This is a genomic window from Streptomyces sp. NPDC058665 (assembly GCF_042714995.1).
Classification (GTDB): Bacteria; Actinomycetota; Actinomycetes; order Streptomycetales; family Streptomycetaceae; genus Streptomyces.
In genome coordinates this window covers 62,347-83,646 of sequence record NZ_JBHXRX010000014.1, presented here as the reverse complement: position 1 = coordinate 83,646, position 21,300 = coordinate 62,347, and the positions used below count along the sequence as shown (strand labels likewise).

Here is a 21,300-nt window from a genome sequence, read left to right as displayed (position 1 = left end):
GGGAGATCCAGCGCATGAGCGCAGACGACCTGGAGTCGGCCGTCGCCTGGATCAACCGGCACATCTCATCGTGAGAGGGGTGACCGCGTGCCCCGCTTGACGTTCACCCTCGACGGCCGCGACGAACTGTCCCGTGTCCTCAACGGCACTGCGGACAGTGCCGATCACCTGCGGCTGCGTATGGCCGGCCTGACCACGGACGCCGACGGCAACCTGCGTGACCTGCAAGGCCGTTACGTGTCCGTCGCGGACGCGCAGCGCCGATTGGCGGGCGATACGGATGACACGGCCCGCCGGTTCCGTGGCCTGACGGACGCGTCGTCCAAGCTGGGCGACTCGCTCAAGTCGGGTCTGATCAGCCTGGCGCCGGCGGCGATCCCGCTGGTTGCCGGGCTCGGCGGCGCGGCGGCGGCCGTGGGAGCGCAGCTCGGCGCCGCAGGCGTGGCAGCCGGTGCTTTCGCGCTGGCGCTCGGCCCGCAGATCTCCGCCATCAGCAAGGCGCGCGACGCACAGAACAAGTACGAAGAGGCGGTCAAGACGTCCGGCCGGACGTCGCAGGCCGCCGCAGAGGCGGAGTCCGCCTACCGGCGGGAGCTGGCCCAGCTCCCGCCCGAGACGCGCAAGGCGGCCGTCGCTGTCGGCCTGCTGGCCGACGGCTTCAGCGAGTGGTCCGACAGCCTCAGCGGCGATGTGATGGCCCCGTTCATCAAGGGCGTAGGCGTCGCCAACACGTTGCTCCCGAAGACCACCGGCCTGGTCAAGGGCTCGTCCACCGAGCTGGACCGGCTGATCACGATGCTGGGCGGCGCGGTCGCCTCGCCCGGATTCGACGCGCTCAACGACAAGTTCACCGTCTTCGCGAACGACACGATGCGCAACGCGGTCGACGAGGTCGCGATGTTCTTCGACCGCCTCGAACGGGGCGAGGTCGACGACAGCGGGCTCCAGCGGTTCCTCGACTACTGCCGGGACAACGCACCTCTGGCCATCGAGACGCTGAACAACCTCGGTGACGCCGCCTTCAACCTGATCGAAGCCGGGTCCGGTGTCGGCGTAGGAATGCTGGATCTGATCAACTTCCTGGCCGGGGTCGCGTCCGCGGTTCCGCCGGGCGCGATCGCCACGCTGCTCCAGCTGGCGATCGCCGTCAAGGCCGTGAGGTTGGCAGCGGCCGGCAGCGCCGCCGCCGGGGCGGCCATGGCGGGCCTCGCCGGGCAGATCGCGCTCGCACGCGCGGCGGCGGCCGCCGCACCGGGGCCGCTCGCCGCCACCACGGCCGCGATCGGCGCCCTGTCCAGGACCGCGAAACTCGCGGTCGCGGGTACGGCGATCGGGCTGCTCCTGATCGGCCTGACCGAGCTGGCCTCCCGCGGGCAGAAGGCCGGCCCCGATGTGGACCGCCTGACCACCAGCCTCGGCCAGCTCGCCGTGAGCGGCAAAGTCTCCGGCGAAGCGGCGCGCGCGTACGGCAAGGATCTCGGAGGCCTCGCCGACAGCCTGCGTGAAGTGGCCCGTCCGTCGAACGTCGCGAGCTTCCAGCAGTGGGCCACGCAGCTCGTCGGCCTGGACTCGACCCCCGTCAAAGAAGCCAAGAAGGATCTCGACGGGATCGACAAGGCCCTGGCCAACATGGTGTCCAGCGGCAACGCGGACCAGGCGGAAGCAGCGTTCAATCACGTCGCCGCAGCGATGAAGAAGAAGGGCCTCACAACCGCTGAGCTGCGGGCCGAGCTGGGCGACTACAAGGCAGCCCTCGCCGGGGCCGCGTTCGAGGAGCAGCTCGCCGCAGAGAGCATGGGCCTGTTCGGCGCCCAGGCGATCGACGTCCAGGCCAAGCTCGACACCCAGAAGCAATCGGCGGACGGCTTGGCCCAGAGCATCCACGCCCTGAACAACTCCTACCTGACAGCCAGGGGCGGCGTACGCGGGATGGAGGCCGCGATCGACGCGGCGTCGGAGTCGCTCAAGAAGAACGGCGCCACCCTCGACAACAACACGGAGAAGGGCCGCGCGAACAACGCGGCGCTGGACGAGCTGGCGTCGGCAACGATGAAGGCCGCCGAGTCCTCGCGCGCCAACGGCGCGAGCTGGGACGAGGTCTCCGGGATCTACGACCGTGGCCGCGGGGCTTTCCTGCGGTCTGCCCAGGCCATGGGCCTGACGGAGACGCAGGCCCGGAAGCTCGCCGACCAGATCCTGAAGACCCCCAACAAGACGGCGTACTTGCGCGGTGACTTGGACGATCTGAGGGCGAAACTCGCCGACGCGAAGGAACGCCTGCGGAAAGCCCCCAGCTCGAAGACCGCCGCGATCAAGGGTGAGATCTCCGACCTGAAACGGAAGATCGCGGCGGCGGAGCGCGAGCTGGACCGACTGGACGGCAAGACGGCGTACACCTACGTCCGGACGGTCTACAGCCCGAAGGGCCACACCGGGCCGGGCGGTATCCCCGCCTTCGCGAGGGGCGGCCCGATCCAAGGTTTCCCGGGCGGCGGCCTCCTCCAGGGCCCCGGGACGTCGACGTCGGACAGCATCCTGCTGCGGGGTTCCAACGGCGAGTACATGGTCAACGCCATGTCGGTCCGGAAGTACGGCTTGGACTTCATGCACGCCATCAACGACGGCACCCTCCCCGCCGGCCGGGCCGCCGCCCCGGCCGGGCGCCCCGCGGCAGCGCTCACGCAGGCAGCGCCGGCAGGGGACCAGACCCGGGTGACGTACAACGTGTATCCCCGGCAGTCGGTGATCAGCGCGGAGGACCTGCTGCTGATCCAGCGGCAGGAAGAGGCACGGCAGCGTGTGGGGAGGCCCGGGTAAATGCCCTTGTTCACAGCGCCGTACGTGACGCCGGAGGAGCCGCCGGTTGTCCCGCCGGTCGACGTCCCCGGGGTTGGGTACGCGGCGATCACCTACATCTCACCGGACGGTGTCCGCTGGCCGATGACGGACCTGGCCGCGGACTGGTACGCGATGGCCGAGGGGGTGTCGGGTCTGGGGGCGGCGCCGTACACGCTGACGTCGGACCCGCACCCGCGCGGCGGCGCCCGGCTGCGGCACGTCCAGCCGCAGCCGCGGACCATCGTGTGGCCGGTCCACGTCAAGGGCGCCGACCACATGCGGTTCACGGAGAACTGGCGGGCCCTCGCTGACGCCTTCACCCGGACACTGCGACTCGGCCCGGACGGTCTCCGGACACCGGGGGTGCTGGAGGTCGCCCGGCCGAACGGCACCGTCCGGACGATCGAGGTGTACTACCAGTCCGGGTGGGACGGCCTGGGGCAGAAGGCGACCGGCATCACATGGGACAACGCTGTCGTCACCCTGTGGTGCGAGGACCCGTACTGGGTCGACACCGTCCCGGTGACCGTGCACCGGGAGACCGGCACCCAGGTCGACTACCTGGTGCCGTACCCCTCCGTCTCCAGCTCGCAGGTGCTGGGCGAGACCACCGTCAACAACCCAGGCGGCGTCGACGTCTGGCCGACGTGGACGGTGACCGGCCCCGCGACGGCGATCACCTTCACCCGCGACGACACCGGCGTCAGCTTCACCCTGACCATGGCCGACACCGTCCACGGTGACCTCCTGGCCGGCGAGACCGTGACGATCAGCACCGACCCGCCGCGCGTCCGCTCCGACACCGACGAGAACCTGCTCAAGGGGCTCGATTGGCCGGGCGCCGTCCTGTGGTCCCTGCCCCCCGGCGAGACACCGGTCACGTTCCAGCTCGACGGGGCCGAGGCCGGCAGCGCCGTCGACCTAACGTTCTACCCGAGGTACGAGACGGCATGATCCAACTGCTGGTCACCGACCGGAACCTGAACATCCTCGGCGACCCGCTTGACGGGTGGACCGCCCTCACATCCGAGCTGAACTTCATCGTCCCCGCCGCCGGATCGGTATCGCTGCCGGCGCACCCGGCCTACATGGAGCTGCTCCAGCCGGGCGCCCGCATGGTCGTGATCCGGGACGGTGAGGTCTGGTCCGCCGGTCCGCTGGAGCAGCCGCAGGACTACACCTGGGACCTGGCGGCCAACGCCGACGGCACGGTCAAGGTCACCTTCAGCGACGACCTGGCCCGGGTCGCGGGATACCTCACCTACCCCGAACCGGCGAAGGCCTTCAACGCGCAGACCACGACGTCCGACGTCACACGGAAGCTCACCGCGACGAACGCGGAGACGATCATCCGGACGCTGGTCAACGAGAACTGCGGGCCCGGCGCGATCACGGCCAGACGCATTGAGCGCCTGGTCCTCGACACCGTTGCCAGCGTCGGCAGCAACCGCACTGTGTCGACACGGTTCGAGCCGCTGCTCGACGCATGCCGTACGGCGGCCGCCGCGGACGGGCTCGGCTTCCACACCCGGCAGGTCGGTGACGAGATCCGCTTCGGGGTGTACGCCCCGGTCGACCGCTCGGGCACTGCGCGGTTCTCCGCAGGGCTCGGCAACCTGCGGTCCGTCAGCTTCACCATGGGGGCGCCGCTCGCCACCTCGGAGCTGGTGCAGGGCGGTGAGGACCCGGCGCAGCAGGTCGGGGAGGGAGATCCCGCGAACGAACGGGTGTACGTCGAGGTCGCCTCCGGTGCGGCAACGGACTGGTATCGGGTGGAGAAGCTGATCGAGCAGTCCGGCAAGGACGACGCTGACGGCGAACTCACCCAAGCCGGAGTGTTGGCGTTCGGCAACGACAACCCCCAAGCCAGCCTGGCGACGGTGACGGTCGACACCCCCGACCTGCGGGCCGGCCGTGACTACGGGCTGGGTGACCGGGTGACGGTGGAGCTCCCGACCGGACTGGAGGTCACCGACCTGGTGCGCACCATCCGGCTGGAGACGACGCCCGACGGCGGCGAGCTGGTCACCACGGTGATCGGCGACAGCGATAAGACCACGACCACGGCGACGGTTCGCGCGGTGCGCGACCTGGCCCGACGACTTGGCAGACTGGAGGCCAGATAGTGGCGCAGGACTCGTGGCCCAGCCCGGGGCACAACGACCGGGCGGTCACCGACTCGGAGTATGAGACGGTGGCCGCGCACTTCTCCGGTGACGGGGTGTACGGCGACCCCACCGAGACCGCGGTCGTCACCGCCGGCGTGGGTCTGACGGTCACCGTCGCGGCCAACGTGACCGGTTCCTTGCGTGGTCACGCCTGGACGTCGGGCACCAGCGACGTGACCCTCGCCGTCGCCGCCAACTCATCCGGCCAGACCCGCACTGACCGCGTGGTCCTGCGCCTCGACCGTGACGACTGGACGGTCCGCGCCGTCGTCAAGCAGGGCACCCCGGGCGCCGGCCCGCCGACACTGACGACGGGCGACGGCTTTACCAACTACGAGGCGCTCCTCGCGAACGTCACCATCCTGAATGGGGCGGGCTCCGTCACCGTGGCCCGCGGCGAGCGGTACGTCGGCTCCCGCATCCGGCCCTGCACATCAGCCTCGCTCACCGACCCCAACCCGCAGCTGGGGGACGTGACCTGGGAAGTTGATACCAAGCGGCTGCGCCTGTACGACGGGTCGACGAAGCACAGCATCTACTCCAACTCCGGCATCATCAGCGTCAACTCACCGCTGGCCGCATGGAGCAACGAGGTCCAGAGCGTGATCCAGGAACGCAACGGGGTCGTGTCGACCCGGTTCGGTTCCTTCCAGCGCACGGCGGGCACCTTGGCTGCGGGGAACGAGTCCCGGCTTCCGGTGCTGATCCCGGCCGCGTACCGGCACCCGAACCGTGACCAGTACGGCATCGCGATCGTGGGCACCGCCGCGTGCCGGTTCATCGTCCACGCCCAGTCGACCGACCGGGCTGGCCAGGTGTGGCTCGTCAACCACCCGAACATCGCTTCCGGCGCGTTCGTGCTGCCGATCTCCGGCATGAGTTGGGTGGTGGACTGACATGGCGCGCTTCCAGTTCGGCCGCGGTATCGCGGACTTCGTGGTCCGCCCGACGGACGGCCTGTGGGGAATCGGCGCCGGAACGGTCCTGACGTTCTGGTCCGCCGCCGACGCAGGCACCCAGTACACCGACCTCCTCAACGCCGCCAGTGAGCCGACCACCGAGATCGTCACCAACGAGCAGGGCGGCATCCCCACGTTCGCCGGGCCCGACGGCGTGACCGGCATGTGGGCCGACGCCGGTGGTACGGCCCGCGCGTGGATGGTGGCGCGCGACGCGGGCGACGACGACGTGGCCGCCGCCGGGTCGGTACGGGACTGGCTCAACGTGAAGGACTTCGGCGCAGCCGGGGACAACGTCACCGACGACACCGCGGCGATCCAGGCCGCGTTCGCCGCGTGCCCGATGGGCGGCGTCGTCTACCTCCCGGTCGGCGCGTACCGCACCAGCGTTCCCCTGACGATCCCGCCGGCCGTGACCCTGATGGGCACACACGCCAACCTGATGACCGTGGTCGGGCTCGTCGACCCGCCGTGCTACCTCAAGCCCCTCGCGAGCTTCGTGGGCGGCGCGGTGATCCTGTTCCTCGACGAGATCGACGGCGGCTACTCCACCATCTCGGCCGAGCACCGCATCCTGAACGTGATGATCGACGGGTCGGACCTTGAGGCCCCCGGCGTCGACGGGATCCGGGCCGCAGGCAACATCCAGAATGTCGGGCTCCGGGACGTGACGATCCGGCGGGTCACCGGCGCCGGCGTCCACACGGAGTTCAACGGCGGGTTCTTCCCGTACTCGTGGCGGCTGCACAGGGTGATGGTCGACAACGTTGGCTGGCACGGCTTCGCCGTTGAGGTGATGACCGACATCACCATGGTCGACTGCCAGGCCATCGGCAACGGAGCGAATGGTTTCGAGATCGCCAACGCGGCAAACAGCCACGCGATCGGCTGCCGTGCTGAGTGGAACGTGGGCAACGGCTTCCACCTGACCGGGGACTGGGCGACCGGCACCGGGTCCGGTGGCATGCTCCTCGGCGACTGCTCTACGGATCGCAACGGGAACAGCGGTGTCTTGATCGACGCGACCGGGAACCCGCCGATCCAGATCGAGAACCTCCTCACCAGGAGGGACGGCCGCAACGACGGTGCGGGCGGCGGCGGTTACGCGGGCCTCGCATGTGACGGCGCGGAACTGCCCGTCATCGTGGGCATGGTCACCTGCTACCCGGGCACCGACGATGACGGCACCCAGGAGAACTCCCCGCAGTACGGGGTGCGGGTCGCCGACTGCTCGTACGTCAGCGTGGCGGCCGGGTTCCTCCATGCGGACGAGGCTGGCTGGTCCGACGGCGGCGGCAACGCGGTTCTCCGGCGGGGACTGAACATCGCCGAACGCACCGGCACCACCGACGCCCCGGTCGATGTCTTCGCGGCCCCGTCCGCTGTGGGCGGGAACTTCACCGTCGGCGGCTACCTCGCCGCGGCCTCCGGTCAGTCCGATGGCCAGTGGAACATCTGGGCCAACCAGGCGAAGGCCCTCAACCTCGGGTCGGCCGGCGGCGGGATCGCGATCGCCGAAGGCGCCAACGCCCGCATGGGCGTGGCCACCCTGGCGACAGGCACGGTCACCGTCGCGAACACTTCCGTCACGGCCACCACCCGGGTCTTCCCCATCCGGCAGACGGCCGGCGGGACCCTTGGCCACCTCTCCGTCACGAAGGACCCCGGTGTCGGCTTCACGATCACGTCGAGCAGCAACACCGAGACGTCAACCGTCGTCTGGTTCTTGGTCGAGCCCGCATAGACGCAGACCCACCCGAGCCCCGCGCCGTTCCGGCCGAGGCTTCCTGCTTGCCCTGAGGAGGACGACATGGCTACACCCATGAGCGCCGCCCAGTTCGCCAAGTGCCTGCGCGACGAAGGCCTGACCGTGATTGAGGTCGGCGACTGGGAAACCCACAACCGCAACCACATGGGCCCGTGGGGCCCGGTGTACGGCGTGATGATGCACCACACCGTGACCAAGGGCACCGCGGCCACCGTCCGGATCTGCCAGCACGGGTACGCCGGTCTGCCGGGGCCGCTGTGCCACGGCGTGATCGCCAAGGACGGCAAGGTCCACCTCGTCGGCTACGGACGCGCGAACCACGCCGGCTCGGGGGACGACGACGTCCTTCGCGCGGTCATCGCAGAGAAGGCGCTGCCGGCGGACAACGAGACCAGCACGGACGGGAACCGGCACTTCTACGGATTCGAGTGCGAGAACCTGGGCGACGGCAAGGACCCGTGGCCGGCCGTCCAGGTGGCGGCCATGGAGAAGGCCGCCGCCGCCGTCTGCCGCGTCCACAAGTGGGGCGCCCCGTCGGTCATCCGCCACCTTGACTGGCAGCCCGGGAAGATCGACCCGCGCGGTGTCGACTGGCCCAAGATGCAGGCTGCGATCGGTGTACGGCTGAAGACCAAGCCCAAGCCCCCCGCGCCCGCGACGTACAAGGTCAAGGACGGCGACAGCCTGTGGGGCATCGCCGCCGCCAAGCTCGGGGACGGCTCCCGCTACATGGAGATCGCCGCCCTCAACCGGGCCGAGGTCCCCAACCCCAGCGAGCTGCGCATCGGCCTCGTGCTGACGCTCCCCAAAAAGTGAGGTAACTGCCATGGCTGCTGCACCCATAGAGAAGAAGGTCACCGCGGCGATCGCCGCAGCGTACGTCGGATCGACCGGACTCCTGGCGTCGCTCGCCGCCGTCCAGGACGACGCGCGCCTGATCAGCTCCCTGCCCGACGGGCTCACCCCGTTCGTGCTCGCCCTCATACCGGCCGCCATCACGGCCATCGCGGGCTGGAAGGCGAAGCACACCCCGAGGCCTCCGCGGTGACCACGCCACAGGATCCGGGTGTGTACATCAGCCCGGCACAGACCTACCAGGAGGTACAGAAGCTGGGGCGAGCCGTCGACCGGATCGAGCACAAGCTCGACACCGTCCTGGACGAGCAGAAGAACATCCGCGACGACGTCGCCGACCATGAAGAACGGCTCCGCACTCTGGAACGGGCCCGCTGGCCCCTGCCCACCGTCGCCGCCCTCGCCGGAGTAGCCGGCACCGCGACCGGCCTCATCGCCCTACTCCGCTGACGCAACGCCCCGCCGCCCCCGCCCCGACTTCGGTCGGAGCGGGGGCGGCTTCGTGCGTTCCGAACTCAGCCATACGTACGATCAGGTACATGATTCGAGCAGTCGTATTCGACGTCGGCGAGTGCCTGGTGGATGAGTCGAAGGAGTACGGGACCTGGGCCGACTGGCTCGGCGTCCCCCGACACACCTTCGCCGCGATGTTCGGCGCGGTCATCGCCCAGGGCCGCGACTATCGGGAGACGTTCCAGGAGTTCGCCCCCGGCTTTGACCTGTACGAGCAGCGCGAAGCCCGCGCAGCCGCCGGCCAGCCGGAGCACTTCGGCGAGGACGATCTGTATCCGGATGTCCGTCCCGCACTCGCCGAACTGCGCGCGGCAGGGCTGTGGCTGGGCATCGCGGGCAACCAGACCGTACGCGCCGGCGGCATCCTCCGAGAGCTGTTCACCAAGGACGTGGACCTGATCGGCACCTCGGACGACTGGGGCGCGAGCAAACCGGATCCGCTCTTCTTCGAGCGCGTCGCCGACGTCGTGCCCTACGGGCCGGGCGAGATCCTGTACGTCGGTGACCGGGTTGACAACGACCTCCGGCCCGGCGCCGCCGCCGGAATGCACACCGCGCTCGTCCGCCGAGGGCCGTGGGCGACCATCCAGTGGACAACGGAGGAGGCGGAGAAGCTCCCCACCTTTCGAGTGGAGAGCCTCCTCGAACTCCCCGGGGCAATCGCCAATTTCAACGCGTCAGAGCACTGACGGTCGTTGCCCACCCGTACAGCCGGTCGTCCAGCTCGCGCACGCACTGCTCGTGCTGGTGCGGCGCGAGCGCCCGCCGGACTTCCGTTACCCGATCCATGCCCATCGCGTACCAGGTGACCGCGAGCTGATCGAGCGCCAGAACCGCATAACGGCAAGCCGCTTCAGGGTCCCCGGCGGCGGCCTCGACTGCTGCGAGGTCGCCGAGGACCACAGACCGCTGCTTGTCCTCGGTGGCGGGCAACTCATCGAGGACGCCAAGGAGCGTGGTCCGCGCCTGCGGCAGATGCCCGGCCTTGACCTGCGTGTTGCCCTTGAACGCGGACAAGCGCACTGGGCTGAACCAGTCCAGCCAATCGGGGCTGTCGTACGGTCCACCTGCGGTGAGCAGATCCTCGCCGTGCCTGATCAGATGCAGCGCCGTTCTGGTATGCCCGCAACGCGTCTCACACTCGGCTTCCACCGCATCAAGCCACGCGAGGAGGCCGACGGGCGCCGCGCCGCGCCGCGCATAGGTTCGCGCAGCCACCATCCGCTCCACCGCAGCATCCCGTCGCCCTGCCCATGCCGGGACGAACGCCATGTGCGCGAGCACCGCCGACCCCAGCAGGGAGTCATCAGCCTCGCCCGCTGCCTGGAGCGCGCGCAGCAGGGTGGCCGTCGCACGGTCGGGTTCACGCATGTCGAAGAACTCGATGCGGGCCGCCAGTAGGTACGACTCCGCGACGGCTGCGGCCACGGCGCGGCGGGTCTGGCCGGCAGTCTCGGTGAGGAGGGCACAGCCGAGGGTGGCGTGCGCGAGTGCAGAAGGATGGAGGGTGGCCGGGGCGACCGACCAATAGAGTCGTCGGTGTGACCGGGTCACCGCTTCGAAGTCAGCCGCAACGGTGGCGGGTTGGACGACAGCCGGGGCCTGCGTGGGGATTGTGGCGTGCCCGGAAGGCGCGGAAAGAGCGGGGCGCCGCGAAGCACCGTCGGGGCGGTCGCGTCCGTCCGGGATGGTAAATCCGAGGTCGCCGAGATTCTGTCCGAGTGCTGTTGTGAGAGCCTGCTGAAGGTCGGGGTGGGGCCACGGCGGGGTGTCGGACTCCCACCGACGCACCTGCCGTACGCCGACCCCCAGCGCGGTCGCGAGTTCCTGCTGCGAGGCATACCCCGCCGCGATCCGGGCGGCCTTGAGACGTGGATTTCCTGTCGACTGCCTCACACTGCACCTCCATCGGTTCGAGATCAGTGTTGCAGCGGGCCCTCTCCTTGGCGAGCATTCACCCATACGACAGCGCAAAAGTCCGCATCTCGACCGGCAAAAGACCTCTGTAAGTCCTCGTGAACCACCTGCGATAGGGCCACTGTTGGTGGCTCAACCGACAGGTCGGTGCGCAGAGGAGCCGCGATGCCAGCCACACACACCCCCACGGACTGGGACGCGATCCGCGTACCTCGCTATCTGGGACTCACCGCCCTGGACATCCTGGGCTCCCGCTGCGGTGCCGTCGTCGATGACCCGGTCGAGATGGCGCTCTACTGGCTCATCCCCGTCGGCGCCGGGGAGAGTTGGGACGTCGCGACCACCCGTGTCGACACGGGGCATGTGACGATCCCGCCGCCACGTCGTACGCGGGGGCCGGGGCCGCACTGGCGGATGTGTCCTGGGGAAGATCGGTGGCTGACGGACGCGGATGCCCTGCGTGCCGCGCTCGAAGACGCGCTCGGACCGCAGCCGTCGGCGTCGGAGGTGGCCGTATGAGCGGCGAGCGCTGGGACCTTCACCCTGGCGGATCGGGTGCCGGCCGCATGCAGCGCGTCTCCGACCGGACCAGCACCGCGCGACGGATCAACGACGGGCCAGTCCAGGACGCGTACAACGCCTACCTCGACCACTTGGTGCGGGCCATCTGCGGCTGCCTCGAACTGCCGGAAGGCCGCTGTGAGAAGGGCCAAGCCCTGTGGGATACGTACAAGGAGACGATGCGCCCGTGATCTGCGCCCGATGCGACAAGCCCATTGCCGCTGGCCAGGGTGAAAGCCGCAGTGTCGAGCAGGGCTCCGGCGGAGGCGGCACGATCTGGCTCCACAAGGAGCTCTGCCAGAAGACACTGACCGGCCGCACCTACCCCCTGCCCCGCATCTGACCGCCCCCTGAGACTCCCTCGCCCGTGCCGCGGCGGCGCGGGCACGGGCGAGGGTCTTACGCCCCGGCCGGCGGCTGTCCCCCTGGCCGCCGGCCGGGGTCCCGACGGGCACGTCGAGCGCGGCCCGCGATGGGGAGCAGCTCGCCGAGCCGCAGTTCGCGTGCTTCGCTCACTCACGGCCGCCACCTCTGTCTGGAGGTGGCGGCTTCCGCCGTCACTTGGCGTGCGGAATATAACGGTCCAGGCGCAATATGCCTGTTGTTGCTGACACCACGCATATGCCGCGTCACGGTGAGCACATCGCCCTCACTCGCCCCACACACACCCCCCACCTCAAGAGCAAGCGCTTACCGAAGAGCGGAGAAGCGTTTCCGGTTGATCGCCGGGGCCGAGTCGGATGTCGGCACTGCGACGGCTGAACACCAGAAATCCCAGGCAATCGTACGAGGTTGGCAATGGACAGAAAGCGCACGCGGTTTCGGACGCTGGACCTTCAACTCGAAGCGATAGCTGACACCCTGGCAATGGCTCAGCGGGAGCCTTCACCGGAACGCCGCGCGCAACTCCTACTCGTGGTCGAGAGAGCTTTCGCCGTGTATCACCAGGAGCACAAGGCGGCGGTATCGGCACGGCCCCGTCTCCGTCTTTTACAAGGTGGAGCGGCGGTAGGCGCGCTGACCCACCCGGTGGATTGGTGGCGCGAGATGCATAGTGAGCAGCGGGCGGTCGCAATTGGCGTGGTCGCGGCGGCCATCGGAACGGGCGCCCTAGCGGTCGCAGTGTGGCCGGGCGGGGGCGGTGAGCGTCCGCCGCTGTCGGCCCCCACGGTGACCGTGTCGCAGACCGTTAGTCCGCCGCCGCGTGCGCCGTCGCCAGCGCCCCCGCATGTGCCGTCGCTAGCGCCGACGCGGGGCAGCGTCGCGCCTGCGCGCGGGCCGTCCGTATCTGAGGCGCCGTCGGCTACACCGCCGGCCCATAGCGAGGCCTCCATCTCGCCCTCCGGCGGACTCAGTTCCCAACCGCCGGAGGAGCCGTCCCCATCCGGGTCCCCGGATCCCGGGCCGAGTACGGGCCTTGAGTGGCCGCCAGGGGGCGGCGAGGACGGGGGTGACCAGGACCCGCCGGGGCAGCCCGAGCAGCCGGAGGAGCCGGACCGGTCGCGCTGTGTGCTGGACCTTGATGTGCCGCTGATCGACGTCAATGTCGGGCGCCTGCTGTGTCTGTAGGCACGGGAGTCCGCTCGCGCGTACGGCGGCGCTCACCAGGGATTACAGCAAGATCAAGTGGGAGCAGAATGGGAGCCGATCTTGGTTCCCGACCGTGCTCGAAGGTGCTCGAACGTCCCCCAACGTGCCTGAACGTTCGCGAGAACGTCCAGGTCGCGCGGGGGACAAGCGTGCCCCCGGCAGGATTCGAACCTGCGACACCCGCTTTAGGAGAGCGGTGCTCTATCCCCTGAGCTACGGAGGCGGGGATCTGCCGAAAGCTTGTGCAGAAGCTAGCCGACAGGCTGGCGGCGGCCTGGCCCACGAGGGGTGGACCACCGCGAACAGTGTAGCGGGTGAGCTGGCGCCGGTACCTCGGGTTCTTACGCGGGGCCCAGGGCACGCCTGTCCGTGTAACGGCGATATGCCGCCATTCCTGGTGGCATCGCGGCTGTGCCCGTCCTCAGACCGTGCCCGTGTCCACTCGGTAGACGATCTTCCCGTCGAACTCCGTGAACCCCAGCCTTTTGTAGAAGGCCCGTGCGCTCGGGTTGTCGTGATCCGTCATCCATTCGACGCGGCTGCACCCGGGCCGTGCTGCGGCCAAGGCGCGGAGTTCGGCCATGAGGCGTGCGCCGATGCCTTGGCGGCGAAGGGTGTCCCGGACGTAGAGCTCCTTCAGGAAGAGGGAGTGGGACGAGCCCGCAGCCGGCCAGAGGAACGAGTAGGCGGCGAGACCAACCAGATCGCCGTTCTCATCCTCCACCAGGAGTGCGGACGCCAGTGGTGGCGAGCCGAAGAGCGCTTCCTTCACCTGCGCGTGGCGTTCATCGAATGTCTGGATCTCGGCCGATCCGTAGAACCGTTCGATCTCCTCGATGAGTTGGGCCACGCCGATGACGTCTTGCTCTTCAGCGGGGCGGATCGACACGGTCATCAGCATCTCCAGTCGCTCCTTCAGCGCTTCATTCCTACGTTCCAACGCCTGATCCCGTCGCGGCGGCACGGCTCACGAGGGAGGGCCCGTCGGCGCGTGAGCGTCCCAGCCGTGCTGTGACAACGACCCCTGGACATGCCGGATGAGGAACTCCAGATCCGCGCAGTAGACCGAGGGGTTCCGATAGTTGCGAGCGGTGCTGAAGCGGTGCGGGAGGTAGCCACCTCCGCACACCTCCACCAGAGGGCAATTCTGGCACTGCTCGGCGAGTGCTGCCTTGCCGTACTGCCTGTGCAGGAGCTTCGGATGCCGAAGGACCTGATCGAAGGAGTGCTCGATGACGTCGAACCCCAGCCAGGACGCGCCCTCCTCGACAGACCGCAGAGTGTCCACGCCCTCGATCGATCCGTCGGACTCGATCACGACGCTTGTAGGCGGTGCAAGGCCGAGGGTTTCCACTGAGCCGCGCACGCCGGAACTCAGGGCCACGATGTCCTCCAGCATCCGCACGCTGTGCCGATGCTGCGGCCTGGTGAGCCAGGTGTCATAGACGCGGCTCATCCACAGCCCGTACTCGGGCACGGTCGGGTCGTCGCGCTGCGGCGGATCGTCGTGTGTCCCGTGCGGCAGGTTGAAATCGATCACCGGCGGCTCGAAAGACGCCAGGTAGTCGTGCACCACGACCGGGTCGTTGACCAGGTCCACCACCGCGAGAAGTCCGGCGAACAGGTGTGGCCGGGATCGAAGGAGTTCGATACCACGTACGGCCGACGCGACGCTCGATCGCGAGGTGTGGGTCAGCCGGTGCCGGTCGTTCGCATCCGGTGGTCCGTCGAGGCTGACGCCCACGACAACCTCGTACCGCTCGAAAAGGTCCAGCCAGGGATCCGTGAGAAGTGTGCCATTGGTCTGAAGCTCGAAGTGGATCTCCGTGCCGGCAGGCACTCCCTCTCGTACTGCGCAGAGCAACTCGCCCATGTGCCGAGGGCCGGCGAGCAGCGGTTCTCCACCATGCAGCACGACATGCACGCCGCGCAGGCCGTGCGCCGAGGCGTGCTCACCGATTCGCTGCCCCGCCTCCCGGGCCACACTCACACTCATCCGAGCGGGCAGGCCTCGCCACGCCTGGTCTGCGGAGTTGAAGACGTAGCAATAGTCGCAGTCGATATTGCAGCGGTTGGCGACTTTGAGAATGAATGTTCGGAAGGGGGTGTCGCCCTCGTGCGGCGTCATCGAGGAAGAGTGCTTACAGCGGCCAGGGCCAGATCAGCGACGCCGCGTGACCACCATCGCCGGTCTGGGTCGTCGCTGCCTGTTCGGCGGCCAGTCGCTGCCGTACACGCACGGCGATCCGGTCGAGGACAGCCGGCCCCTCTGTCGGTTGGATTCTGACGGGCGACGTGGCGTTCGGCGCGGTAAGTGATGTGTTCGACAGCATTCAACGCTCCTCGTGACATGGCGGCGGCGTTCGAAGCGAGAGGCCGGCCCCGCAACGTAGCAGTCTTACTACCCACGGTGGCCTGTGGAATCCGGCCATGTACGCGGTTCACGTATGCGGCTCACCCCACCCCTGTTGTCAACAGCCGCTCGACGGTGAGAGCCGCACTGTCCACACCCAATCGCCGGTAGATATCAAGTGATTCACGCAACGAGCTCTCCGCCCGCGCCCGCCCGCCGGCCATCCAGTCACAGCGGCCGATTCCCTCCAGCGCCCGCGCTTCCTCCAGCGGGCAGCTGATGACCCGAGCCAGTCCCAGTGCCTGCTCGAAGTGCCTGCGTGCGGCAGCCGGTTCGCCAGAGGAGCGCAGAAGGCTTCCCCAGTGGTTCAGGACCTCGGCCCTCCCGCATCGGTCTCCGAGCTCCGTCAGGATCTCCAGGCTTCGCCCGAACGCGTCGACCGCGCCTTCCCGCTCCCCGACGATCCCCCGGGCCACGCCCAACTCGCCCAGGCACACCGCCTCGCCACCGCGGCTGCCGAGCTCGCGATAAGAACTCAGTGCGTCCTCCAACACCGGGATCGCCTCGGCGGCGTTCCCTTCCACCCGGTCCAGCACCCCGAGGTGGCGGATGCTGTTCGTGCGGCCGAACCGTTCGCCGAGTTCGGTGTAGTGCTCCAGCGCCTGGGTGTACGCCTCGCGCGCGCCGGCGAGATCGCCGGTCAGGCGCTGTACGACTCCGAGCTCGTTCAGGGCGTAGGCCTGGTGGACCCGGTCGTCGAGTTCCTGGTAGATGTCGAACGCCGCGCGGTGTCGCCGCGTGGCCACGCCGTACTCACCTAAGAGGCAGTGCACGACGCCCAGATCTCGCAGAGAGTTTGCCTCTCCGTAGCGATCCCCCAGGCCACGGTAGATCGACAGGGCCTCGGTCTGCGTGTCCAAGGCCGCGTCCAGGCGGCTGGTCTGCCGGCGCACCATGCCGAGGTCCGCGAGCGCGTTCGCCTGGCCGAGCCTGTCGCCGAGTTCGCGGTAGAGGGAGAGAGCCTCGGTCTGGGCGCGGGCTGAGGCTTCGTTGTCCGCGACCATGTACCAGACAATGCCCGCCTGGTTCAACGCATCGGCCCTGCCACGCTTCTCGCCGACCGCTTCGTACTCCGCCGCCGCCTCGTTGAGCGCATCAATCGCCTCGGGGTAGGAGGCCATGAAGCGCCTCACCACTCCGAGTTCGGCAAGAGCACCGGCCAGCGCCCGCCGGTCGCCGGTGTGCCGGGCAGCCTCGACAGCCGTGCGGTGCAGCCCAACTGCCTGGTCCCAGGGGCCGGCCTGCCTCAGAAACGGAGCCATGGCCGCGGCCATGCGGATCACCAGTTCGTGTAGGGCGAGGCTGTTCGCCCGCCGGATGCAGGCCAGTACGTTGGCCCGCTCGTCCTCCAGCCAGCCCAGGGCCACCGTGCGCGATTCCATGGGTGGGACCTCCGCCGGGGGCACACCGTCGGGCGGTGCCGGTGCGAGGGCGCCACTGCGAAGGATATGCCTGTTCGCGACTGCCAGAGCGGTCAGGTAATAGGCGCACATACGCTGAACGGCTTGAAGGTGCTCCATGGTGCCTCCCTCGTCGGCGAGACCGCGGGCGTAGTCGCGGAGGAGGTCGTGAAGTCGGTAACGGCTTCCCGGATGTTCGTCGATCAGATGGGCGTCGTAGAGAGCGTCGAGGCGCTCACGCGCCGTCGCCACCGAGACGGAGGCGAGCGCGGCTCCGGCGTAGGAATCGAGATCGGTTCCAGGGTAGAAGCCGAGGCGTTGGAAGAATCGCCGCCGGTCCGGTTCGAGGTCGCGATAGGACAACTCGAACGCCGCGGCAACGGCGCGCTCCCCGGCCCGGAGTTCTCCGAGCCGATCGCCTGCCGCTACGAGCCGCGCCCGCAGGTCCTGGGCAGTCCATGACGGACGGTGGCGCAGCCGCGCGGCGAGAATCGATACCCCGAGTGGCAAGTATCCGCACAGTTCGGCCAGTTCCGCGAGCACTGCCTGGTCGAGTGAGCCGGGCGGCCGGGCGCTGAGCTGAACGAACAGATCGACCGCGTGCTCCGGCGGCAAGGCATCCACCGGCAGGACCACCTCCTCGTCCACCGCCAGCCGTTTCCGGCTGGTCACCAGTACAAGACAGCCATTGCCGCCCGGAATCAAGGGCTGGAGCTGCCGGTAACTGGCTGCGTTGTCGAGGATGAGCAGCGCCTTCTTTCCCGCGAGCCGACTTCGCCACATGGCGGCCCGCGCCTCGGTGACCGCACCTGTGTCCTCGCCAACGGGGATCTGTTGCGTCGGCACTCCGCTGGCCGCGAGCAACGAGGCCAGCGCCTCAGTGGACTGCACGGGAGTCCGGCCCGTTGTATGCCCGTTGAGGTTCACGAAGAGCTGTCCGTCCGGGAACCGGTCCGACAGCACATGTCCCGCGTGCACTGCGAACGTTGTCTTGCCGACCCCCGGCATTCCGTCGATCACATGCACGGGCAGCGCCGCGCCGCTCTCCTGCGACTCTCGCACGGAGCGCACCAGTGTCTCCAACTCGGCGTTGCGGTTGGTGAATGCGGTGGTGTCACGAGGCAGTGATCGCAGCACCAGAGCGGCTCCCGGCGGCTCCGGGCCGTCGTCCGGCAGGGGAAGTGGTTCGGGCCGCGTCGGCGTACGGGTCTCAGACAGCGCCGCGAGGAGCACGGTCAACCCGACCATGGCCACGCCCAGCATGACGAAGGAGAACCAGGCGTGCTGCTGCAACCACCCGAGCCAGCCCGGCCACCGCGACTCGGACACCGCGTTGGTGACGAGCCCCACGAGCATCGTCGTCACGGCGCCCCCGGCGGCCACGAGGGTGATGACGATCCCGCGCCGAAGCGTCATGCGGGGTCAGTCTCCGTCCTTGTGTCGGGGTAGGCCGAATCTGCTCTTACGCTTCCCGCGCGGCACAGCACACCACGAACCAACCTGGTCACGTAGACAACCCCCGAGCTCGACACCCCAACTGCCCAAGCGGAGCAGCCCTCATGAGAGCTGGTCAAGTTCCTTCCAGGTCATTGGCTGTCTTCCAGCCGCTGCCGAGGAGGTGCTCCATGCCTACGCGCACACCTGTGCTTTCTGCGGGTTCGACGGCGCACTTGGGCGCAAATCCGGTGGGTCTTGAAGCCGCACATGTGAAGTGGCACAGCCAGGATGGTCCCGAAGAAGCGAACAACGGCCTGGCGCTGTGTTCACTGCACCACGCGCTCTTCGACCTTGGAGCGCTGGGGGCTTCTGCCCGATCTGCGGATCCAGGTCTCTCGGCTGTATGTCGCGCGTAGCCGGGCCGGGCAGGCCATAGACGCCCTCCACGGGCAGTCGGTCGCGACGCCCAGACCCGGGCGACCGACTGTCGACCCGGTTCGTCCTCTGGCACGGTCACAAGGATCAATGTGGCGGCGCCCGCCAGGCGTCACACTGAGCACTCCGCATGGACCTTCTAGTAGAGGGGGATGCGCTTGCGTATGGTCGCGAAATGCTCATCGCCTCGTGTCGAGGAAAGCGTCCCACGTGACGGGCGTTGAGCCACGGCGACGCCAACTCCGAATCGATCCGCCTCACCTGCGTTCCCGTCGGCGAGGTGCCGTTCGAGGTGAACGACCACTCGTATGGGAACTCGACCTGGCCGAGGCCCCCGCTCTGGCGGGCCCGGCGCACTGCACCGGTACCGGGTTCTGGAGCGCCACGGGGGTATCACGGAGGCCTTGGCGCCGACCCGCGGACGGGCTGAGCCCGTCAGTGGGCCCACCAGGCATTTGTGGCTCGCCTCTCAAGATCGAGCCCTGTGTAAGGATGAGTCCGTCGCCCGGCAATGGGCCGCGCGGCCCGCATGACTCCCTCCACTGGATGGTCTTGGATGCAGAGCTCTCAGCGTCGTATCGTCCGAACCGCGCCTCTTCCCGTCGCAGATGAGTCCGTTTCGCGTCCACAGCACAGCGACCTCTTTCTGGAGGCGCACTACACCGTCGACCTTCCGCCTCTTGAGGACGACGCCGACCTCGACGGCCGGGGAGAGCGCCCGCATGCCGGCGGATGAGCGGGACCAGGACCCGGCGACGAGTGTCCTGCTCGACGGGCTGACCGTCGACGACCGGAACCCCGAGCGGCCCGTTCTGCTCGACAAGTCCGGTCGGCCGATGAAGACATGGCGGCAGAACTACCCGTACGCCGAGAAGATGCGCCGCCGTGAGTACGAGCGGACCAAGCGCAGGCTCCAGATCGAACTGCTCAAGTTCCAGCGCTGGGTGAAGGAGACCGGCCAGCGGGTGGTGGTGGTCTGTGAGGGGCGGGACGCGGCGGGCAAGGGCGGCACCATCCAGCGGTTCACCGAGCGGCTCAACCCGCGTGGCGCCCGCGTGGTGGCCCTGGAGAAGCCCACCGAGCGAGAAGCGGGGCAGTGGTACTTCCAGCGGTACGTGGCGCATCTGCCGTCCGCCGGGGAGATCGTCTTCTTCGACCGCTCCTGGTACAACCGGGCCGGTGTCGAGCGGGTGATGGGCTTCTGTACGGAGTACGAGTACGAGCACTTCCTGCGCCAGGCGCCCCAGTTCGAGCGGATGCTCACCGATGACGGCGTCCTGCTGGTGAAGTTCTGGTTCTCGGTCTCGCACGACGAGCAGCGCACGCGTTTCGCGATCCGCCAGATCGATCCCGTACGGCAGTGGAAGCTCTCGCCCACCGACCTCGCGTCGCTCGACCGCTGGGACGCGTACACGACGGCGAAGGTCGACATGTTCCGCGCCACCGACACCGCCCACGCGCCCTGGAGCGTGGTCAAGAACAACGACAAGAGGCGGGGCCGGCTGGAGGCCATGCGGAGTCTGCTGTGGCGGATGGACTACGACCAGAAGGACGAGGCGGCCCTCGGCGTGCCCGACCCGCTCATCGTGGGTCCGGCCGACACCCTGCTCGAAGCGGGGGAGGAGCGGACGGACCTCACCCCGACCCCGCTCGCTGCCCGCACGCACGGGCCAGGCGTCCACCCTGCGGACACGCGCCCGGAGCCGCACGCCCGCCCGGACCGGAACGAGAAGCCGAAGCCGAAGCCGAAGCGGAAGCACAGACCGAAGGGCTGATCATGGGGTCCGGTCGAGCCCTTCCGCAGCGCCGACTGCCGCCAGGAACTTCTCGATCAGCCCGACGTCCTTCACGCCCCGGCTGCTCTCCACCCCGCTCGACACGTCGACACCCCACGGCCGCAGCCCCGCCACGGCGTCTACGACGTTGTCCGGTGAGAGCCCGCCCGACAGGAGCCACGAACCCGTCGGCGGCTCGGGAAGCGAATCCGGTGACCAGCGTTCGCCGGAGCCGGGCCGGGGCGAGTCGATGATCAGGATGTCCTCGCCGTACGCGCCCGTGGCCAGCGGATGGCCCGACCGCGGCGAGGTGGCCCGGATGAGCCGGAAGCCGTCGGCGCGCAGCGCGGCGAACGCCTCGGGCGGTTCGCCGCCGTGCAGCTGGACCGTGTCGGCGCCCGCCTCGGCCGCAGCCCTGCGCACCTCCTCCAGCGGCTCGCCGCGGAAGACCGCGACCTTGGCGACACCGGGCGGCACGAGCGCGGCGAGCGGGCGGGCCTCGGCGGCGGTCAGCCGCCGGGGGCTCTCGGTCAGGATGAATCCGACGGCGGATGCCCCGCCGGCCACGGCGGCCTCGACCTCGCCGGGCTTCCGCAGCCCGCAGACCTTGACGTACAAGTGGTGCAACAGGAGCTCCTCGCTCGATGGACTCACCCAGAGAGTACGAAGAA

At 69.0% G+C, this 21,300-nt stretch carries 19 protein-coding genes, 1 tRNA gene and 1 pseudogene; 14 read left to right on the top strand and 7 right to left on the bottom strand.

Annotation, left to right across the window (positions count from 1 at the left end; translation table 11 throughout):
- Positions 1 to 87 precede the first annotated feature (87 nt).
- The 9 genes from ACFWV8_RS11685 to ACFWV8_RS11645 all read left to right on the top strand — a co-directional run bounded on the left by ACFWV8_RS11685 (position 88) and on the right by ACFWV8_RS11645 (position 9,790).
- Complete coding sequence (locus tag ACFWV8_RS11685) at positions 88 to 2,817, top strand: hypothetical protein (RefSeq protein WP_384199996.1); 2,730 nt, start codon at positions 88 to 90, stop codon at positions 2,815 to 2,817.
- On the top strand, positions 2,818 to 3,792 hold the full coding sequence (locus ACFWV8_RS11680; RefSeq protein WP_384199994.1) for a phage tail protein: 975 nt from the start codon (positions 2,818 to 2,820) through the stop codon (positions 3,790 to 3,792). It begins immediately after the preceding gene.
- A complete protein-coding gene (locus ACFWV8_RS11675; RefSeq protein WP_384199991.1) occupies positions 3,789 to 4,964 on the top strand; it encodes a siphovirus ReqiPepy6 Gp37-like family protein in 1,176 nt (391 codons plus the stop codon). Before ACFWV8_RS11680 ends, ACFWV8_RS11675 begins: the two co-directional genes overlap by 4 nt.
- Positions 4,964 to 5,902 carry a hypothetical protein gene (locus ACFWV8_RS11670; RefSeq protein ID WP_384199989.1) on the top strand — a complete coding sequence of 313 codons (939 nt, stop codon included), beginning with the start codon at positions 4,964 to 4,966 and terminating at the stop codon, positions 5,900 to 5,902. Before ACFWV8_RS11675 ends, ACFWV8_RS11670 begins: the two co-directional genes overlap by 1 nt.
- A gap of 1 nt (position 5,903) precedes the next feature.
- Positions 5,904 to 7,709, top strand: a complete 1,806-nt coding sequence (locus ACFWV8_RS11665; RefSeq protein WP_384199987.1) for a glycosyl hydrolase family 28-related protein — start codon at positions 5,904 to 5,906, stop codon at positions 7,707 to 7,709.
- 66 nt (positions 7,710 to 7,775) lie between these two features.
- Positions 7,776 to 8,549, top strand: a complete 774-nt coding sequence (locus ACFWV8_RS11660) for an N-acetylmuramoyl-L-alanine amidase (RefSeq protein WP_384199984.1) — start codon at positions 7,776 to 7,778, stop codon at positions 8,547 to 8,549.
- 10 nt (positions 8,550 to 8,559) lie between these two features.
- Positions 8,560 to 8,781 (top strand): holin, encoded by a 222-nt coding sequence (locus ACFWV8_RS11655; protein ID WP_384199982.1) that lies wholly within the window; start codon positions 8,560 to 8,562, stop codon positions 8,779 to 8,781.
- 20 nt (positions 8,782 to 8,801) lie between these two features.
- Positions 8,802 to 9,038, top strand: coding sequence for a hypothetical protein (locus ACFWV8_RS11650; RefSeq protein WP_384199980.1), 237 nt, complete (start codon positions 8,802 to 8,804; stop codon positions 9,036 to 9,038).
- Positions 9,039 to 9,127: 89 nt separating this feature from the next.
- Complete coding sequence (locus ACFWV8_RS11645; RefSeq protein WP_384199978.1) at positions 9,128 to 9,790, top strand: HAD family hydrolase; 663 nt, start codon at positions 9,128 to 9,130, stop codon at positions 9,788 to 9,790.
- On the opposite strand, the gene ACFWV8_RS11640 is transcribed toward ACFWV8_RS11645, so the two are convergent.
- Positions 9,771 to 10,997, bottom strand: a complete 1,227-nt coding sequence (locus ACFWV8_RS11640; protein ID WP_384199976.1) for a multiprotein-bridging factor 1 family protein — start codon at positions 10,995 to 10,997, stop codon at positions 9,771 to 9,773. The two genes, ACFWV8_RS11645 and ACFWV8_RS11640, sit on opposite strands and share 20 nt — an antisense overlap.
- 186 nt (positions 10,998 to 11,183) lie before the next feature.
- On the opposite strand from ACFWV8_RS11640, the gene ACFWV8_RS11635 reads away from it, so the two are divergent.
- From ACFWV8_RS11635 to ACFWV8_RS11625, 3 genes are read left to right on the top strand one after another with little or no spacing between them, the layout of a single operon-like run.
- Positions 11,184 to 11,537: a hypothetical protein gene (locus ACFWV8_RS11635; protein ID WP_384199974.1), complete on the top strand. Its 354-nt coding sequence runs from the start codon at positions 11,184 to 11,186 to the stop codon at positions 11,535 to 11,537.
- Positions 11,534 to 11,770 (top strand): hypothetical protein, encoded by a 237-nt coding sequence (locus ACFWV8_RS11630; protein WP_384199972.1) that lies wholly within the window; start codon positions 11,534 to 11,536, stop codon positions 11,768 to 11,770. The genes ACFWV8_RS11635 and ACFWV8_RS11630 overlap by 4 nt, the downstream gene beginning before the upstream one ends.
- Positions 11,767 to 11,922, top strand: coding sequence for a hypothetical protein (locus tag ACFWV8_RS11625; RefSeq protein WP_384199970.1), 156 nt, complete (start codon positions 11,767 to 11,769; stop codon positions 11,920 to 11,922). Before ACFWV8_RS11630 ends, ACFWV8_RS11625 begins: the two co-directional genes overlap by 4 nt.
- Before the next feature lie 1,397 nt (positions 11,923 to 13,319).
- On the opposite strand, the gene ACFWV8_RS11620 is transcribed toward ACFWV8_RS11625, so the two are convergent.
- The 5 genes from ACFWV8_RS11620 to haaT form a co-directional block, all read right to left on the bottom strand.
- Positions 13,320 to 13,392 (bottom strand) — tRNA-Arg (locus tag ACFWV8_RS11620).
- A gap of 198 nt (positions 13,393 to 13,590) precedes the next feature.
- Positions 13,591 to 14,070, bottom strand: a complete 480-nt coding sequence (gene haaN / locus ACFWV8_RS11615) for a cyclophane-containing RiPP N-acetyltransferase HaaN (RefSeq protein WP_384199968.1) — start codon at positions 14,068 to 14,070, stop codon at positions 13,591 to 13,593.
- Positions 14,071 to 14,136: 66 nt separating this feature from the next.
- A complete protein-coding gene (locus ACFWV8_RS11610) occupies positions 14,137 to 15,297 on the bottom strand; it encodes an FxsB family cyclophane-forming radical SAM/SPASM peptide maturase (RefSeq protein ID WP_384199965.1) in 1,161 nt (386 codons plus the stop codon).
- A 13-nt stretch (positions 15,298 to 15,310) separates the two neighbouring features.
- The gene (gene haaA / locus ACFWV8_RS11605; protein ID WP_384199963.1) at positions 15,311 to 15,502 is read right to left on the bottom strand and encodes a HaaA family cyclophane-containing RiPP peptide; all 192 of its coding nucleotides are present in this window, start codon (positions 15,500 to 15,502) and stop codon (positions 15,311 to 15,313) included.
- A gap of 121 nt (positions 15,503 to 15,623) precedes the next feature.
- Positions 15,624 to 18,398: a cyclophane-containing RiPP biosynthesis TPR protein HaaT gene (haaT, locus tag ACFWV8_RS11600; protein ID WP_384199961.1), complete on the bottom strand. Its 2,775-nt coding sequence runs from the start codon at positions 18,396 to 18,398 to the stop codon at positions 15,624 to 15,626.
- 193 nt (positions 18,399 to 18,591) lie between these two features.
- Here haaT and ACFWV8_RS11595 point away from each other — a divergent pair.
- Both ACFWV8_RS11595 and ppk2 read left to right on the top strand, forming a co-directional pair.
- Positions 18,592 to 18,975, top strand: a pseudogene (locus ACFWV8_RS11595) (HNH endonuclease); the annotation flags it as partial.
- A gap of 601 nt (positions 18,976 to 19,576) precedes the next feature.
- The gene (gene ppk2, locus ACFWV8_RS11590) at positions 19,577 to 20,629 is read left to right on the top strand and encodes a polyphosphate kinase 2 (protein ID WP_384199959.1); all 1,053 of its coding nucleotides are present in this window, start codon (positions 19,577 to 19,579) and stop codon (positions 20,627 to 20,629) included.
- Here the strand turns inward: ppk2 and ACFWV8_RS11585 are convergent, their stop codons facing one another.
- Positions 20,630 to 21,283, bottom strand: a complete 654-nt coding sequence (locus ACFWV8_RS11585) for a phosphoribosylanthranilate isomerase (protein ID WP_384199957.1) — start codon at positions 21,281 to 21,283, stop codon at positions 20,630 to 20,632.
- Positions 21,284 to 21,300 lie beyond the last annotated feature (17 nt).